Origin of the sequence: Desulfomicrobium macestii, from assembly GCF_014873765.1 — a bacterium.
Classification (GTDB): domain Bacteria; phylum Desulfobacterota; class Desulfovibrionia; order Desulfovibrionales; family Desulfomicrobiaceae; genus Desulfomicrobium; species Desulfomicrobium macestii.
This window is the reverse complement of record NZ_JADBGG010000015.1, coordinates 60,880-78,931: the sequence shown is the minus strand read 5'-3', so window position 1 is coordinate 78,931 and position 18,052 is coordinate 60,880. Positions and strand designations below refer to the sequence as shown.

Genomic DNA, 18,052 nt, shown 5'->3' with positions numbered 1-18,052 from the left:
CGGTATATATGGCTGACATGGACGGATCTGGATCGTCTGGAAAAATTTTTGGTTTCTTTCTGGCAGTGCTGGCTCTCGCCGTCATGGGTGCGGCGGTTACTTTTTTTCTCAGGCCGGACCTGTTTTCATTTGGGTCCGTCAATCCGGTCGCGCACGTGTCCATTTTTCCGCAGGAGGCTGCCGTCGGAGGAGGGCAGTGGAGACTGTTGAGCCAGTGGCATGGGGCCGGTGATCTTCACGAGGCCGGCAACCTTTATCGAGTCGAGTTCAAGCCGATTCCCGGCTGGGAGACTCCCCCGCCCGTTGTGCTCAAAAAAGACGAAACCGGAGCCAGGGTCGAGGGTGTTTACAAGCCTGTCCAGTATTCCACGCAGACCATCCTCGAGTTGTCGGGAGCAAGCACGCTTGCAAGCCGTCTTGTGCCGGAGCTGGCCGAATTTTATTTGACGAATATCGGTGCCAATGAAGTGCGCAGGATTCCCGGCAAAAGCGCCGATGAAATGACCGTGGAAGGAATTTTTTACGCGGCCCGGGAAATTCGCGCCATCGAAATAAGCGGCCAGGGAACGGCCGCAGGGTTCTCCGCCCTCAAGGCTGGAGACTGCGACATCGCCATGGCAGTGCACAAACTCTCCGCCGTGGACGCCAAGATTTTCGGCGAAGGGGTCATCACGGCGCAGAGCGAACACAGGCTGGGCATGGATGCCGTGGCGGTGCTCGTGCACAAGGACAATCCCGTCCCGTCCCTGACCATTGAGCAGGTAGGCGGCATTTTTTCCGGCGAGATCTCAAATTGGGAGCAGGTGGGCGGCCCTTCGGCACCGATCAAGGTCTTTGTCCTGCGGGAGAATTTTGCGACACGCCGTTTCGTCAAAGACTTTTTTCTGAATGGGAAAGATTTTGTTACCTCGGCCCGCGTCGTCGACATCCATGAAATGTTGCCCGAGCTTGTCTCCCAGGATCCCTGGGCGATCGGGTTCAGCAGCATCACGATGGCCAACCAGTGCCGCGAGATGCCCCTCAAGCCGGGTGCGGATTCCGACGCGGTCGCACCCACGCCCGATTCCATCCGCAAGCTTGTCTATCCGGCCGGCCGGAACTTGTATCTCTATCTTCGGGCCACGACGGACAACGTCTACGCCCGCGACTTCATTCGCGTTGCCCTGGGCCCCGTCGGCCAGGAAGTGGTCAAGAAATTCGGATTCGTGAGGAACAGCGAGGTCGTAGGGGACGCATCCTCAGCGGATCGGGACACCCCGCTTGACGGTTCGCAATCCTCTTTTGCGCAGTTGCCGGCAACGGAGCCTCCGCCCGTTTTGAAAGCCCCCCCTTTGAAATCGCTTCCGCCATTGGTGCAGTTTGACGGTGAGGCGGTGCCCGAGAGCGCCCGCAGGACTGTTCTGCAGGACTACCTCGACGGTGTGTACGGGGCGCAGAAACTGCCGTTTGTTTTCCGCTTTGAATCCGGAAATCTGGAGTTGGATGAACAGGGTGGCAGGGATTTGGCCCGAATCGTGGCCATGATGAAGGAGCCGAAGAATTCGGGCAAGACGATTGTCCTGGTTGGCTATTCGGACTCGGTGGGGGCCTATGCCTCCAATCTGGCGGTTTCGCGCAAGCGGGCGGAAGCCGTCGCCGAGGCACTGGGCAAAAGGAGGTTGCAGGATATCGTTGTCCTGGCCGCCGGCGAAGAGGGCGCGGTAGACCGCAATGACATCCGCGCCGGAAGAGAAAAAAATCGACGTGTGGAGATATGGATCAAATGACGCAACCAAATGCCCATGGCTTCGATTCCGGACAAGAGCCGGTCATGCAGAATATTCTTGTCATCGATGACGACAAGCTCATGTGTCTGGCCCTGGCCAAGATCCTTATTTCCGCCGGCTACAATGTCGTTCAGGCGGGAGATGGCGAGGAAGGGCTCAAATTGTACCGGTCCCAGGATTTTGATCTGGTCATCACCGATCTCATCATGCCGGACAAGGAAGGAATTCAGATCATCCGCGAATTGCGTAAGGAAAACAGCCGGATTCGCATTATCGCCATGTCCGCCGGAGGCAGGGGCGGCGCCACGGATTATTTGAAGTGGGCGCGGCTTATGGGCGCGAAACAGTGCTTGAGCAAACCCATCAAGCGTGAAGACCTGCTCGATGCCGTGCAGGCTGTGCTGGCCTTGCCCTGATGTTCTCCTGGCGGACGAAATCTCATGAAACCTTTGCCTTGCCGTCGGCGGCTACAGCACGAGTAGGATATGGAAAGAAAAAAATCATTTTTTAATCTGCTCCAGTTCAAGATACATCTTGGGATTCAGTTCATTCTGGCCATATGCTTTTTTGCACTGGGGTATTTCATCTATGTCACGCAGCTCGACTTTCTCATAAACGACATCCGCAGGCAGGGCATGGAGCAGGCGGAGATGGTCGCCCAGGCAAGCGTGCCCGCCATCCAGCGGGAAAGCATCTATCTGCTGGAGGAGCTGGCCATCAAGGCGGAGTATTCCCCCCTTGTCGCGTACTGCCAGATCGTCGATCCGGTCGGAAAATCCTTTCTCAAGGGCGAGGTCCGGGTCGGGCTGACCAGGGACGACCTCATGAGCGCCTACAGCGCCCGGGACGTGAGCGTGGTCACCCGCGACATCCTCACGGGAGGAAAAAGTATCGGCCAGGTCAAGCTGGGCATGTTCATCGACAAGGCGCGGCAGGAGGTCCAGGCGACCACCATTCGCCTCGTGGCCGCTTTTGCCGTGGTGCTCGGCCTGATCGCGCTTTTTCTGTACGTCTTCCTGAACCGCCTGCACATTCTGCCGGTCGTCAATCTCTCCGTTCTCACCCAGAGCCTGTCGCGCGGCGAGTTCGTGACCACGAACCTGGATCAGCGCCGGGATGAACTCGGGGTTCTGGCCCACGGTTTCAACATCATGAGCCACAGCCTCAAGGAACTCTACAAGAGCCTTGAAGAGAAGGTCGACGCGCGCACGGAAGACCTGAACAACGCCTACCATGAGTTGCAGGCCATTTTCGACAACTCGCTGGTCGGCATTTCGGTTTTGAGCTCCGATCACAAGGTGATCCGGGCGAATCGCAGGTTCGCGAACATTTTCGGCTATTCGGTGGTGGAGATGCCCCTTGTGAGCCCCGAGAAACTCCATGTCTCCGGCAGGAACTTTGATGAATTCAATGAAAAATTCTTCAACCGGCTGGCCGAGCGGGAGATCACCCAGCTGGAGTATCAGTTCCGCAGAAAGGACGGCAGCGTCTTCTGGAGTCAGGTTTCCGCCAAGGCCATCGACCCGCAGGATTTGAGCCGGGGCGTCATTTTCGTCATCGAGGACATCTCCGATCGCAAGAAGGCCAGCGAACTGCTGCGCCAGCACGCCGAGGACCTGCGCGTGGCCAAGGACCAGGCCGACAAGGCCACCCGCTCCAAGAGCGAATTTCTGGCCCGCATGAGCCACGAGATCCGTACTCCCATGAACGCGATTCTGGGCATGGCCGAGATGCTTCAGGAGACGAGCCTGAACGAGGATCAGCTGGAATACGTCAAGACTTTCAGCTCCGCTGGCGAACTTCTGCTGGGCATCATCAACGACATCCTCGATTTCTCCAAGATAGAGGTCGGCCAGATCAAGCTCGAATCCATTCCGTTCAATCTGCGCGAGCTTGTGGACGACGTGAACAAACTCTTTGTCTATCGGGCGGAGGAGAAGTCCCTGAAACTCGAAAAGAAGGTTTCAGAAGGCCTGGCGCAACGCTACATCGGCGATCCGACCCGCATCCGGCAGATCGTCATCAATCTTGTCGGCAACGCGCTCAAGTTCACCAGCGTTGGCGGGGTGACCATGTCCGTGTCGGAGTCCGTCATGGACGACGGGGCGCCGTGCTGCCTCTTCGCGGTCAAGGATACGGGCATAGGGATTCCAAAATCGAAGCTGAACACCGTCTTCGAGAGCTTCGCGCAAGCCGACTCCTCGACGACCCGTGAATTCGGCGGCACGGGTCTTGGGCTGGCCATCTCCAAGAAGCTCGTGGAACTCATGGGCGGACGGATCTGGGTCGAGAGTGAATCCGGACAGGGAACGACCTTCTTCTTCAAGGTGCCTCTCGCCCCCGACCAGGAGGTCAGGCAGCCGGAATTCCGTTTGAAGATTCCGGCGGACACGCATCTGCTCATCATCGAGGACCAGCCCGAAGGCCGGGGGAGCATAAGCTCGCTGGTGCGCGGCTGGGGGCTTGTCCCCGTCTCCTGTCCGTCGGCGGCCAAGGCCATCGACGCCCTGAACGCGCACAAGAAGGATTTTGCCTTCCAGGCCATCCTGATCGATTCCATGGTCGACAACGTGCCGGGAATCGAGATCGCGCATCTGCTCATCGGACAGGGAATTCCCGTGGCCAACCTTGTCCTGGCGGTGCAGGCCGCCGAGGACCTTGCGCGGCTGCCCAAGGCGACCGACTTCGGCCCGCTGTCGTATATCCTCAAGAGCGAGCGGGACGTCGTTCTGCACGACAAGATCTACGAGGTGGTGTCCGAATCCCAGCGCAGGCGCATGACGGACCTGCACGACAAGGGCTGGAAGGTGCTTCTGGTCGACGATGTCGAGGCCAACAGGCGGGTGGTCGAGCTTTTTCTCAAGAGCAGCAACGTCTCCATAGTGCATGCCGAGAACGGCAAGATCGCGGTGGAGAAGTTCACCGAGGAACACTTCGACCTTGTGCTCATGGACATGGAGATGCCGGTCATGGACGGCCTTGAGGCCACGCGCCGCATCCGCGCCTGGGAACAGGAGAAACGCGAATACAAGACGCCCATCATCGCCCTGACGGCCCACGCCTTCCAGGAACACCGGCAGAAGACCATGGACGCGGGATGCACTGAATTCCTGGCCAAGCCCATCAAGAAACAGGCGCTCATCAACATCATCGATCTCTTCGCAGGACAGCGCGAATCCCTGATCGCGCAACCAGAGCCCCTGCTGGTCACGGAGATCACGCCCATTCATGACGAACAGGACTCTCCGGTCCAGATCGATCCAGAATTGCAGGATCTGCGACCGCTCTTTCTGCGCACCGTGCGTGATTTCCAGGCACAGCTGGCCGACGCCATCACGACCCAGGACTTCGGCACGATGCAGCGTTGCGGCCACAGCCTGAAGGGGCTGGGCAGCACTTACGCCGTGGATGCGATCAGCCAGGCTGGCAAGATCATCGAGAGCGCGGCCAAGAGCAGGCAGGCGGCCGTGGTCGTCGAGGCGGTCAACCACCTGTCCGTGTTCATGAACACGGGCACGACGCAGAAGATCCAGGCCGGGGAGGCTTCCGGTGAGGTGACCGGGGATGATCTGCCCGCGCCGGTGGATGGACGCTATGTGGTTCACGTCGCGCCGGAAATGTCCGAGCTCATTCCGTTTCTCATGGACGCCATGCAGAAGGATCTGGAGCTCATGGGAAAGGCTCTGGCCCAGAAGGATTTCCCGACCATGCGTCGCTTCGGGCATAGCCACAAGGGCTTCGGCAGCACCTACGGTTTCGAGTACATCAGCATCATCGGACGGAAAATCCAGACCGCCGCCGAGGCCCGGGATGCCGAACAGCTTGCCGATCTGCTGCTGGCGCTGGGCAATTACCTGGAGCGGGTGGACATCGTTTACGAGATAAAGGCCGACCTCATCGAAGATGAAATCGAGGAGCCGGTGCCGGCGGCCTCGGTGCCCGAGGAGATCGCCGAGGACGTGCAGGATTACACGGTCGAGGTTGATGCCGAGCTTTACGAGCTCGTGCCTCTCTTCATGGACACCATGCATTCTAATGTCGCCGAAATGCAGGAAGCATTGCCCGAGAAGAACTTTGATGTCATTTGCCGTCACGGCCATAGCCAGAAGGGGCTCGGGAGTACCTATGGTTTTGATTATCTGAGCCATATCGGGTACAAGATCGAAACGGCCGGGATGCAGAAGAATGCGGATGAAGTTCAGAAATTGCTCAAAGAGATGATCAAGTATCTCGAAAATGTACATATCGTGGAGCGCAAAGGATGAACATGTACAGTCAGGACGTAGATTCCATTGCGGATCAGTATGTGACCAGTTTGCCGATATCGGTCCTGCTCATTGATGATGAATTCTTGATAGGCGAAGCCATGCGTATCAAGCTCTCCTCGGAGACGGACATCATCTTCAACTACTGCAAGGAGCCGGACAAGGCCCTGGAAACCGCCATCGGTGTCCAGCCCACCGTGATAATGCTCGATCTGGTCATGCCGGGTGTGAACGGGCTGACCATGGTCAAGTTCTTCAAGAGCAGCGAGGATTTTCGCGACGTGCCCCTCATCGTGCTGTCGGCCCGCGAGGAGCCCGAGCTCAAGAAGAAGGCCATCGCTCTTGGAGCCAACGACTACATGATCAAGCTGCCGGACAAAACCGATCTGGTTGCCCGGATCCGCTGCCATTCGGAGCGGTACATATACAAGCAGCAGCGCGACGAGCTGATCATGAAGATAAGGGCCATGTCGGGCCAGAACAACGACGGCCTTTCCTCCCCATATCTGGATTGATCCCTTGTCCATGAGTTGTCGTTTCACGGGACCGGATGCTCATTTCCCGGTCCCGTTTCTTGTTCACACCGCACGCAAAGGCCGGGAAGGCGAGGTTGTATGCTCAAGTCCAAGCTGATCGACATCAAGAAGATATTTCAGGCGGCCCAGGCCTTCGAGATGGCCTGGAACAAGTGCCTGCCCGATCTGAAGGCCCTGTTTCAGGTCGAGCAGATACGTCTGTACAAGTGCGATGCGCAACACGCGGAATTGTTCGCTCTGGTTTTGAAGGACGGCAGGCCCCGCGAGGTGCGGCTGCCGATTTCGACATCGAGCCTTGCCGGTTACACGGCCCAGTCGCTGATGCCGTTCATTCTCAGGAGCATCGAGTTTGACGAACTCGAGGCCATCCATCCGAGCCTGCGTTTTGATCGCCAGTATGACCAGCTGGTCGGGTTTGAAACGCGCAATGTGATTTCCATGCCGATCCAGCACGAAAATGAGCTTTTGGGCGTGTTGCAGCTTTTGAACAAGCAGGAGGGCGATTTTTCCCGTGAGGACGAGGCGTTTTGCCGCCTCATCGTGAGCATCATGGGGCAGAAGATGTTCGAGGAGCGCAGCCTGCCCAAGGGACCGTACGAAAATCTTGTCTTCCAGGGAGTACTGACCCGCGAGCAGCTCGATGATGCCATATCGCGCTCCGCCAGGAAGGGGGTTTCAACCTCCCGCCTGCTTCAGCTGGATTACGGCGTGAGTCCGGACGACATAGGCGCATCGCTGGAGATCTATTACCAGACGCCCTTTGTGCGCTATCAGGACAATCCCGTCTCCGAGCACATGCTCAAAGGCATCAACCGTCAGTATCTGCTCAACAACCTGTGGGTGCCCATCCAGGCCAAGGGCGAGCGGGTCGTCATCCTTATCCACAATCCCCACGACTCCGAACAGATCGAGGAAATAAAACGGATCCTGACCGCGAAGGAGTATGAATTCCGGGTGGGCTTGCCCGAGGAGATTCTGGCCTTTCTCGGTGATCGCAGCCAGCTGCCCAAGTCCGGCGTCGTCTCGAAAGGCATGGCGGATGCCTATGACGACGACATGGACGAGGATGGGCATGAGGAAGAGTTTGACGAGTACGACGACGGGGACGACCTCTCCGAGGCCCTGGCCGACCTGGAAGGAGTCTCCGAGGAGAGCCTTGAGCTCGCGCAGGTCGAGGAGGAGGACATTTCCCAGGAGAGCCGCCAGCTCGCCGTGCGCTTCGTGAACAAGATCATCATGCACGCGCACAAGACCGGGGCTTCGGACATTCATATCGAGCCCTCGAAGACGGGGCGTCCCGGGGTGGTGCGCATGCGCATCGACGGCACCTGCGTGCGGGTGCTGACCGTTCCCGAGAGCATCATCAAGCCCGTGGTGTCACGCATCAAGATTCTCTCCAATCTGAACATTTCCGAACGGCGGCTGCCGCAGGACGGCAAGGCCAAGGTTCGTTTCAAGGGACGCGAGCTTGAGCTCCGCGTTGCCACGCTCCCCACCGTGCACGGCGAGAGCGCGGTCCTGCGCATGCTCACCTCCGGCAAGGCCCTCCCGTTCGACAAGCTGAACTTGAGCGATGCCAACAAGGCCCAGATCGAGCGCCTCATGTTCAAGCCGCACGGAATTTTTCTGGTCGTCGGACCGACGGGTTCCGGAAAAACGACCACGCTGCACTCCATTCTTGCGCGCATTAACACCCCGGACAAGAAGATCTGGACCGTCGAAGACCCGGTTGAGATCACGCAACCCGGACTCCAGCAGGTCCAGGTCGAGAGCGCCATCGGCCTTGATTTTCCCCGCATCATGCGCGCCTTTCTGCGTGCTGATCCGGACGTGATCCTCGTGGGCGAGATGCGCGATTTCCAGACGGCGCAGATCGGCGTGGAGGCTTCGCTGACGGGGCACATGGTTTTTTCGACCCTGCACACCAATTCCGCGTCGGAAACTGTGACGCGCCTTCTGGACATGGGCATAGAATCTCTTAACTTCTCTGAAGCGTTGCATGGAATTCTGGCCCAGCGCCTGGTCAAGACCCTGTGCGTGCAATGCCGTGAGGCCTACGCTCCTTCCGACGAGGAGTGGGCGTATCTGCTGACCCAGTACGGAGAGGACTTTTTTTCCGAGCTCGGCATCGAGCGCTCCAGCGCCCGCGTGTACAGGGCAAAAGGCTGCGGACGGTGCGGCCAGACCGGCTACAGGGGGCGAACCGGAATTCACGAGTTGCTGGTCGCGACTCCTGAAATCCGCAAGGCCATTGCCCGCAAGCACTCGTCGGAAGAGGTCGCGCAGATGGCCATCGAGCAGGGCATGCGGACTCTCTATCAGGACGGGATCGCGAAGATTTTCAAAGGGGACATAGATATACTGCAACTGCAGAAAGTGACGACTTCCGAGTGATTGAAATGGAAAAAAGTACTGAAAAAAAAGACACCCCCGAGCTTGCCGCAAGCGTCGAGACTCAAGCTGCTCCCGGGTCTGCTGATGGTGCCGAGACTTCAGGCGTTCACGAGAATTCCGACGGCGCCGAGACCCTCAGGTCCGCAATGGCCGACGAGGCCGTGGTCATCCCCGCGAACCTCAAATTGCGGTTGGAGAAATGCCCGAAGTGCCATTACGAAAGGCAGGAGGGCGACAACGCCTTTGCGACCCCTTTTGAATGCCCCAAATGCGGCGTGGTGTACGCCCTGGCCATGGAGGAAGTGCGCCGCCAGGGCCGTGGCCACGAGCTGCAGGCTGAGGCCGAAGCCGAGGAGATGCGCCGCCTGGCCCAGGCCCAGAGCGAAAACATCCGTAGTACGCAAATCGGCAGCGCCATGTTCGTGGATGAGGAAAAGAGCAAAATCTGGATCGCGCTCATAATTGTCGCGATTTTGGCGCTTGGCGCATTGTTTTTTATTTGAGAGCCGCTCGCGCGGCTTTTTGGGCGGCGTGGCGGTTTCACGCTTCAAACGACGTAACCCCCGGTGATTTATGGCAAAGCTTTTTCCGTGGAATTCCTGGCTTGAGATGGAAGATTTGAAAGAGGAGATGCAGCGTCTGATTGAGGACTCTGCCTGCTCTTCCTCCCTTGTTGAGAATGGGCGCAGGCTGGCCAGATTCCGGCCCGTGGCCGATGTGATCGAGGTCGAGGACGCTTTTTTCGTTCTGGTCGAATTACCGGGGCTTGAGCGTGAAAATGTGCGGCTCGAGGTGCACGGCAACGAACTGGCCGTCTTCGGCGAACGCCAGCCGCCTTTGAATGTCGAGGGCGCGGCCTTTCAGGTCATGGAACGGTCATATGGCTGTTTTTCACGCCGCTTCGAATTGCCGGAGGATATCGACGACCAGGCCGTGGCCGCCAGCATGAAGGCGGGCCTTTTGCAGGTGCGGGTGCCCAAGCGGGCCCGACGCCCGGTGAACAGGACCATCCCCATTTCCCTGGATGAATGATTTGACATGACAACTGGGCCTTGATCTGGAAAAAGGCCCTTTTTTGCATGGCCCCGATTGAGGCCATGATTTTCAAGGAGATTTTGCCATGAAACTGATCAAGTTGCTGGCCGTGATCCTTTGCTGGGCGCTCGTGAGCGCCCATTTTTCTTATGCCTCGGGCCGGGACATCCGCATGACGCCGGTGGTGCGCACCGTGCAAAGCGTGGCCCCTGCGGTGGTCAACATCCATACCGCGCGCATCGTCGAGCAGGAGATCAATCCTTTTGGCTCCATGTTCGACGACACCTTGTTCCGCCATTTTTTCGGCTCGCAGGATCTGACTCGCCGGTTCGAACAGCGCAGCCTTGGCTCCGGAGTGATCATTGACGCGGGCAAGCAGCTGGTGCTGACCAACGCCCATGTCATCGAGGGGGCCTCGACCATCCGGGTGCGCCTGCTGGACGGGCGGCAGTTCGACGGCGAGTTGGTCGGCTCCGATCCGGACTTCGACCTGGCCATCCTGCACCTGAAGGACGCCCGGGATCTGCCGCAGGCCACCATGGGCGACTCCTCGGACATGATGATCGGCGAGACGGTCATCGCCATCGGCAATCCGTTCGGGTTTGGCAACACCGTGACCACGGGAGTGGTCTCCGCCGTGGAGCGCACCATCGAGACCAAGCAGGGCACCTTCACGGACTTCATCCAGACCGATGCGGCCATCAACCCCGGCAACAGCGGCGGCCCGCTCATGAATCTGGCCGGAGAGTTGGTCGGCATCAACACCGCCATCCATGCCGGGGCCGAGGGAATCGGGTTCGCCATCCCCATCAACAAGGCCAAGCGGGTCGTGGAAGAACTGGTCAGCTTCGGCCGCGTGCAGGCAGCATGGCTTGGACTCGAAGGCCAGGATGTGGATGAGCGCATTGCCCGGTATCTGGGCCTTGAGGAGGCTCGGGGCATGCTCGTGACCCAGGTGCATGAGGCTTCTTCGCAAAAGGCCGGGATCGAGCCCGGAGACGTGATCACCTCGGTCAACGGGGTAGCCGTCGAGGACCGCAACCATTATCAGCGCATACTCAGGAATTTCACCCTCGGACAGGAGCTGCGTCTGGATATTGCCGGGCAGGCGGGAAAGCGCAGGGCATCCGTGAAGCTGCAGGCCTTCACGAACGAAAAGGCACTGGACATGGCCGACCGACGCTGGGGCATGACGGTGCGGGTCCAGGGGCGCAACCTGGTCGTGTCACAGGTCCGGCCGGGGAGCCCTGCCCAGCAGCTGGGGCTCAGGAGCGGCGATCTGCTGCTCAAGGTCGCGGGAGACGCGCTGTCGACCGCGGATGACTATGCCCGCGCGTTCAAGCGTTACCGCATGGCCAACACGGTGCTCCTGCTTGTGGCCCGGGACGGGCGGGGCTATCACGTGCGGCTGCGGGTCTGACGATCATCACTCAAGGAGCATTTCATGACCATCTGGTATAATCATGTGCGTACACGCATCCGTTTGCAGGCGCTGGTGGACAATTACAGGCTGATCCTCGGCCGCGCCATGAACCCTGCGCCGGTCATCAAGTCCGATGCCTACGGGCACGGGCTTCCCGAGGCGGCCGGGGCTCTCTTTGCGGCCGGGGCCAGGACCATGGCCGCAGGCACGGTCGGCGAGGCTGCCGTCCTCAAGGACACCGTGCCCGAGGCCGAGGTCATATCCCTGCTCGGTCCGCTGGACGCCGGGGATTACGCCTGCGTGTGCGAGCGTGACATCGTCGCCTTTGTGGGCGCAACCGAGCAGCTGCTGCTTCTGGAAGAGGCCGCTCGTCACGCCGGGACAACGGTCCGGGTCGCCCTGAAGTTCGACACGGGCATGGCCCGGCTTGGCTTCGCGCCGGACGAGGCGGCGGGAGTGGCCGACACGCTGGACGGGCTGGAGCATGTCCGGGCGACCATGGCCTGCTCCCATCTGGCCACGGCCGACGATCCCGGACAGGTCGAATACGTGCGCGAACAGGGTGACAGGTTTGCACGCATCCTCAAGACCCTGCATGCCCGGGGGCTTGATGTGCGGGCCAGCCTGGCCAACTCCGGGGCCATTTTCGGGCATCCCGATCTGCATCACGATCTGCAGCGTCCGGGAATTGCCCTCTACGGAGTCAATCCCTTTCACGGCACGCCCTGGGAGGAAAAGGGGGGTGGCCTGAAGCCGACCATGCAGGTCTCCAGTCGGCTGATGCAGATCAGAACCATTCCTGCCGGTCAAAGCGTGAGCTACGGACGCACCTTCACCGCTCCTGCCGAAATGCGCGTGGGCATCGTGGCCGTGGGCTATGCCGACAACTATTCGCGCGGACTGTCGGGCAAGGCGCGGATGCTGCTTCACGGCAAACGTGTTCCGGTTCTGGGCCGGGTCTGCATGCAGCTCACGGCCGTGGACTTGACCGGAGTGCCGGAAGCGGCGGCGGGCGATGAGATCTTCATGCTCGGTGGGGAAGGACCCTTTGCCATCTCGGCCGATGAACTCGCCGGATGGTGGGGGACGATCACCTACGAGGTGTTCTGCCTGTTGGGACAGAATCCGCGTGAGTATATAGAGTAGCCTCGCTCATTCAGGACGCCGGCCCCGCTGGGGACGGCGTCCTTTCGCGCCCGGGGTGCTGAAGGGGAGAACCGGGCGGTAAACTCGGGGGCAAGTGTTTTGACGTAGGGTGATTTTTAGTATACCGAAAACCCTGAAAATGAGTACAGAGTGAGTACAGAATGAGTACAGGGGGATAAGCTATGGATTTTCCGCAAGGTGGGCAAGGCCCCCGTAGAGAGTTTTCGGCTTTGCCCAAATTTGCGCTTTTCTTCTTTGTTCTTTGCTTCTTGGGCGGATGTTCGCTCAAGCATGTGGATTCCACTTCGGATGTTTCCGCGGCCATACGGGATTCCTCGGCATATTCGGACGTGTTCCGTAATGAAGCCGATTTTGTAAGGCACCGCGAATTCGAGTATTCGAACCTTTTTTCCCGCGACAACGATTATTTCTCCACGGCGGATTCGGAATACTCCGCCGATTCCTCTTCCGTGACAGATACGGACGAAATCGAGCCGGTCCCTTCCATCGGTGACATCGTTCTGGATCAGTACGAAGATTGGCGCGGAGTGCGCTATCGTCTGGGCGGTACGGACTACCGCGGGATTGATTGTTCGGCCTTGGTTCAGGCGGTCTTCAAGGACGCCTTTGAAATGGATTTGCCGCGCACATCCAGCGAGCAGGCCAAATTGGGGCAACCCGTGCCGCGTGACCAAATTCAGCCTGGCGACCTGCTCTATTTCATCGATCGGGGCCGCAGGCACGTAGGCGTGGCCGTGAATGAGCGCGAGTTTCTGCACGCTTCACGCAAGAAAGGCGTGACTCTGTCCAAATTCGACGACTACTGGAATCCGCGTTTGAAGCGCGTTCGTCGCATTCTGGATGACGAAGAGCAGCAGGTGGCGGCTTTTCCCAGCAGCGGCGGCTGATCCTTGAGCGCAAGGCGGAACCACCGCCCGCCGCACTCATGATGGAAGCGTACGGGAATTGCGTGCATATGAACGATCGCAACAGCCATGCATCATTCCGTTCCGGGATGTCATTTTTGTCCTTGATGGTCTTTGCCTGCCTGCTTTTGCTTGGATCCGGCTGCGCTTCCAAGGCCGTTATTCAGCCTCCCGTGATCCCGCCTTCTTCATCCACTGGACCTGACGAGTCGGTTTCCGAAATCCTGTTTTCCCAGTTCAATGCCTGGAAAGGCGTGCGCCACCGCATCGGCGGCACCAACCGTCAGGGGGTGGATTGTTCGGGACTGATGCAGGCCATTTTCAGGGAGGCGTTTCAGGTGGAACTGCCCCGCACCTCGCGTGATCAGAGCCGGATGGGACAACGCGTCGAAACCGGGCAGATGCGTCCAGGGGATCTGGTGTATTTCACGGACAAGGGCGGTGATCACATCGGCGTGCTTGTCGCGGACAGGACGTTTCTACACGCCTCGGCGAGTCGGGGGGTCACGCTCTCGACCCTCGACGCCTACTGGTGGCCGAGACTCAGGCGGGTCCAGCGCGTCCTGTCCTGAGCGTTCATTTTTGAGCCTGCCTGCGCTTCGATCTTTTCTTCAGCACCCATCCATACACGGCCACGTTGACCAGCACGACCATCCCGGCCAGCAGCATCTGCGTTTCCCGGGTCAGTCCGTCAGGGTAGATCACGGCGAGCAGGTAGCGCTCAACGAATCCTCCGCCATACCCCTCCTCTCCCGCCCGGCGCAGCAGGGCGTTCTCCAGATCCGTCAGCGGACAATACCAGCCAAAGGCTTCGACCAGAACGCCCCAGATCGCCGCCGGGACATGAACGAAGGCGAAGCGCGGGTATCTGGGCACGACCAGGCCGCCGAGCATGACCAGGCAGATGAAGAGAAGGTGCAGGATGAGAACCGCGTTGGCGGCGAGAAGGTGGGCCATGGAGCCTTGCCCGAATGAAAAGAGGGGAAAGGACGCGTGCCTTTCCCCTCAGGTTGTCTAGATTTCGAAGAGCATTTCCAGGTCGGACCTGGTCAGGCTCTTCCAGGCCGACTGACCGGGGATGATGGAGTCGGCGATGCCTTTCTTGGATTCCTGAAGCTTCAGGATCTTCTCCTCGACCGTGTTCTCGCAGATCATCTTGTAGGCGAAGACCTGGCGCGTCTGGCCGATGCGGTGCGTGCGGTCGGTGGCCTGATCTTCCACGGCCGGGTTCCACCACGGGTCGTAGTGGATGACGTAGTCGGCCGAGGTCAGGTTGAGGCCCGTGCCGCCTGCCTTGAGCGAGATCAGGAAGATGGGGATCTCGGGCGTGTTGTTGAACTTGTCCACCTGCTCGAAGCGGTCCTTGGAGGTGCCGTCGAGGTAGCAGAAGGGGATCTCGACCATGTGCAGCCAGTTGCGGATGATATGCAGCATCTGCACGAACTGCGAGAAGACGAGCACCTTGTGGCCGTCGTCGATGATGGAGGTGACAAGGTCCTTGAAGGCCTCGAACTTGCCCGAGGACAGGTTGGCGTTGAAGCCGGGCATGTCGAGCTTCAAAAGTCTCGGATGGCAGCAGATCTGGCGCAGCTTCAGGAGTGCGTCGAGAATGGATATCTGGCTCTGGCCGATGCCCTTCTCGTCCACGTCCTGCAGGACCTGTTCCTTGAGTTTCTTGGCCAGGGCCGAATACAGATCGCGCTGATCGTCCAGCAGGGCGGAGTAGTAGATGTTCTCGATCTTGGGCGGCAGATCCTTGGCGACCTCATTCTTGGTCCGGCGCAGGATGAAGGGTTTGACCCGCGCCTTGAGGTAGCCGAGGCTGTCGTCGTCGCCGTCTTTTATGGGCTTGACGAAACCCTTCTGGAAGGATGCCTGGGAGCCCAGGAAGCCGGGCATGAGGAATTCGAACAGGGACCACAGCTCAAGCAGCGTGTTCTCGATGGGCGTGCCCGACAGGCACAGGCGGAAGCGGGCCTGCATCTTGCGCACGCTTCTGGCGGTGATGGTGTTCGGGTTCTTGATGTTCTGGGCTTCGTCCAGGATGACGGCGTTGAACTCGAATTTGAGAAGTTCGTCCAAATCCCGGCGCAGCAGGGCGTAGGTGGTGATGATCAGTTCCGAGGACTCGATCTTCTTGAACAGGTTTTCCCGGCGCGCGCCATAGATGACCAGACGTTTCATGTCCGGCACGAATTTCTGGGCCTCGCGTTCCCAGTTGGGCAGAACCGAGGTGGGTACGATGATCAGGTTGGGGCCCTTGTGCCCCTGCTCCTTCATGTACTGCAGGAAGGTCAGGGTCTGGATGGTCTTGCCCAGGCCCATCTCGTCGGCCAGGATGCCGCCGAAGTGGTATTCGCGCAGAAAGTTCAGGTAGCTCACGCCCTGCAACTGGTAGGGTCGCAGGGTCGCGTCCAGGCCCTTGGGTTTTTCGACCTGCTTGATCTCCTGGAAGTCGTTGATCTTGTCGCGCAGGGTGTCCCAGAATCCGTCGGACGTGGTCTCGGGGATGTCTTCGAGGATTTTGTCCAGGACCGGAGCCTCGAAGTTCTCGAAACGCTTCTTGGGCGGCTTTTCCGGATCAAGGCCAAGGGCGATGAGCTTGTGGCCGAGCTTTTCAAGCCACGACTCGGGAAGGCTGGTGTAGGAGCCGTCCTTGAGCTGCACATAGCGCTTGCCCTGGGTCCAGGCCTTCCAGATCTTGTCGATGGGGACGGAGATGTCGTCGTACTCGACGTTGATCTCCAGGTTGAACCATTTGTCCTCTTCCTGCGTCTCCACCGTGGCCACCACGTTGGGCGGGGTCAGGCGGACCTTGTAGCGGGCCAGATCCTTTTCGCCGTAGACGCGGTACGCCTCCACCAGCTTCGGGTAGGCATCGAGCAGGAAGGTGATGGCCTCTTCGGGCTCCAGGAACCACATGGCGCTGCTTCGGGGCTGGAAATTCATGTCCATGAGCGTGGTCAGGAGCGCCTCTTCCTCTTCCTGATCGCGGCGGATGAGGAAGGATTTGCCCTCGAACTGGTAGCTGCCGGTCTGCAGGTCCTGGTTCGGGCCGGGCAGGGAGATGTCGCCGTGCTCGGTCTCGTAGATGTTCTGTATTTCGAGGGTGAGCAGGCTGCCTTCCTCGTTCAGGAAGAGCTTCGGATTGTAGTTCGCGGGCACGAAAATGGGCTGCATGCGCTCCAGGAACTCTTCCTGGCCGTGCAGGTCCGAGGCCGGAATCTGGGTCCAGACGCGGTCCAGGAATTCGGAAATGTCCGCATGCGGGATGATCGGGGGCGAGATCACCAGCTCCTGGATCAGGCTTGGGCGCAGGCCCGTCTGCACCGGGTAGAAGCTGTGCTTGAGGCAGACCCACAGGGGCAGGTGGCCGTAGAAGGACACGTTCTGGTTCAGGATGGAGAAGGGCACCTTGCCCTCGCGTCCGAGCATGATGTCGAACGACAGGCCCTCGTCGGTGAATTTCGGCCGCAGTTGCAGGCGCATGGGCGTGCTTTCGATGCGCACCGGCTGCTCGGATTCTTCCCACAGTTGGTAGTATTCGTTCTTGATGGCCCAGAAGAACCAGGTCATGAGCCCGAAGGGAATCTCGACCCTGTGGCCGTAATAGTCGAGATACTGGCCGATCTGTTCGGCCACCTTGGGCAGCTCCGGCGAGATCTCGCACCATTCCGGGTTGCGGATGATCTGTTCCAGCGTCACGGGGTTCTGGACCGTGGACAGCCCCGACTTGTTCTGTCGGGCGCGGAAGAATTCAACCTGCAACCGTCCGGTCTCGGCAAAGAAGCGGTAAATGAAATAATGATGGCCCGGTTCCGGCTCAAGGGCGGTGGAAAAGAAATAGCGGAAGCTCTGTTTCCATTCGGACTTGATGGGCTGGGACTCCACCTCGCGCTTGACGTCGAGCTTGGAGAGAAGGCCCAGGGCCGTGGCCGCTACATGGCGACAGATGCCGGAGAACGAATCCTGGCAGTTGCAGTAGGAATGGACGGTGCCCTGGTCGAGGTTGATGCCCAGTTCCGAGGAATAGGTCTGGAAATCATCGCCCTGGATCTGGCCTTCCACATCCCAGGATTCCTCTTCGCGGCGGATGTCGATTTTTTGTATGCCACCGTCGGCGATGAGATATTGGGCCCCGTCGCGGATGTGTTCGGGAATATTGTCAGACAAAAAGTTGTGCACGATGCGTTGAATGCGTGCTTCGTCGGAATGGGACATGTTTTGGGTTTATCTCCGTAAAACCGCTATTGGCGGTGATATGTCAGGGCCTGTCGTCACTTCCGGAGCGTTGGATGCGAAGCACGGCACGGCACAATTGAACCATTTAAACAAATCACAATTCTTTATCAAGAGCTGTGACAATTTGGGAAAGAACTTTTTGAAGATTATCCGCGGAGCGCTAACATGCCCAGTTCTCGCGAGAATTCGGACCGGGAAGGGTGGAATTGACATGTCCATTGGATAAAACAGTATGACATTTTTTAAACTGATTATCCATGTGTATCTCTACCTAGGTTGGCGAAAATTCGGCCGGAGTTTTTTGGAATTTGGCCATCGA

13 protein-coding genes are annotated in these 18,052 nt (G+C 59.1%); 11 read left to right on the top strand and 2 right to left on the bottom strand.

Annotated elements, in window-relative coordinates:
- The first annotated feature begins 8 nt into the window (after positions 1-8).
- The 11 genes from H4684_RS11040 (at position 9) to H4684_RS10990 (ending at position 14,063) form a co-directional block, all read left to right on the top strand.
- Entirely contained in the window at positions 9-1,766 is a 1,758-nt protein-coding gene (locus H4684_RS11040) for a phosphate ABC transporter substrate-binding/OmpA family protein (RefSeq protein WP_192623768.1), read from the top strand.
- Positions 1,763-2,182 (top strand): response regulator, encoded by a 420-nt coding sequence (locus tag H4684_RS11035; protein WP_161949121.1) that lies wholly within the window; start codon positions 1,763-1,765, stop codon positions 2,180-2,182. The genes H4684_RS11040 and H4684_RS11035 overlap by 4 nt, the downstream gene beginning before the upstream one ends.
- 69 nt (positions 2,183-2,251) lie before the next feature.
- Positions 2,252-6,031 (top strand): response regulator, encoded by a 3,780-nt coding sequence (locus H4684_RS11030; RefSeq protein WP_192623767.1) that lies wholly within the window; start codon positions 2,252-2,254, stop codon positions 6,029-6,031.
- On the top strand, positions 6,028-6,546 hold the full coding sequence (locus H4684_RS11025) for a response regulator (RefSeq protein WP_092192140.1): 519 nt from the start codon (positions 6,028-6,030) through the stop codon (positions 6,544-6,546). Before H4684_RS11030 ends, H4684_RS11025 begins: the two co-directional genes overlap by 4 nt.
- 99 nt (positions 6,547-6,645) lie before the next feature.
- Entirely contained in the window at positions 6,646-8,961 is a 2,316-nt protein-coding gene (locus tag H4684_RS11020; RefSeq protein WP_092192138.1) for a GspE/PulE family protein, read from the top strand.
- Positions 8,962-8,966: 5 nt separating this feature from the next.
- A complete protein-coding gene (locus H4684_RS11015) occupies positions 8,967-9,464 on the top strand; it encodes a zinc ribbon domain-containing protein (RefSeq protein ID WP_143077883.1) in 498 nt (165 codons plus the stop codon).
- A 70-nt stretch (positions 9,465-9,534) separates the two neighbouring features.
- Complete coding sequence (locus H4684_RS11010; protein WP_092192134.1) at positions 9,535-9,993, top strand: Hsp20/alpha crystallin family protein; 459 nt, start codon at positions 9,535-9,537, stop codon at positions 9,991-9,993.
- Between the two features lie 88 nt (positions 9,994-10,081).
- The gene (locus H4684_RS11005; protein ID WP_192623766.1) at positions 10,082-11,416 is read left to right on the top strand and encodes a trypsin-like peptidase domain-containing protein; all 1,335 of its coding nucleotides are present in this window, start codon (positions 10,082-10,084) and stop codon (positions 11,414-11,416) included.
- A 24-nt stretch (positions 11,417-11,440) separates the two neighbouring features.
- A complete protein-coding gene (gene alr, locus H4684_RS11000; RefSeq protein ID WP_192623765.1) occupies positions 11,441-12,565 on the top strand; it encodes an alanine racemase in 1,125 nt (374 codons plus the stop codon).
- Positions 12,566-12,858: 293 nt separating this feature from the next.
- Positions 12,859-13,473, top strand: a complete 615-nt coding sequence (locus H4684_RS10995) for an NlpC/P60 family protein (RefSeq protein WP_192623764.1) — start codon at positions 12,859-12,861, stop codon at positions 13,471-13,473.
- A gap of 68 nt (positions 13,474-13,541) precedes the next feature.
- Positions 13,542-14,063, top strand: a complete 522-nt coding sequence (locus tag H4684_RS10990; RefSeq protein ID WP_192623763.1) for an NlpC/P60 family protein — start codon at positions 13,542-13,544, stop codon at positions 14,061-14,063.
- 4 nt (positions 14,064-14,067) lie between these two features.
- Here H4684_RS10990 and H4684_RS10985 read toward each other — a convergent pair whose 3' ends face one another.
- Together H4684_RS10985 and H4684_RS10980 are read right to left on the bottom strand one after the other, a co-directional pair.
- A complete protein-coding gene (locus H4684_RS10985) occupies positions 14,068-14,448 on the bottom strand; it encodes a DUF2784 domain-containing protein (protein ID WP_192623762.1) in 381 nt (126 codons plus the stop codon).
- A gap of 57 nt (positions 14,449-14,505) precedes the next feature.
- On the bottom strand, positions 14,506-17,712 hold the full coding sequence (locus H4684_RS10980; RefSeq protein ID WP_192623761.1) for a DEAD/DEAH box helicase: 3,207 nt from the start codon (positions 17,710-17,712) through the stop codon (positions 14,506-14,508).
- Positions 17,713-18,052: the final 340 nt, after the last annotated feature.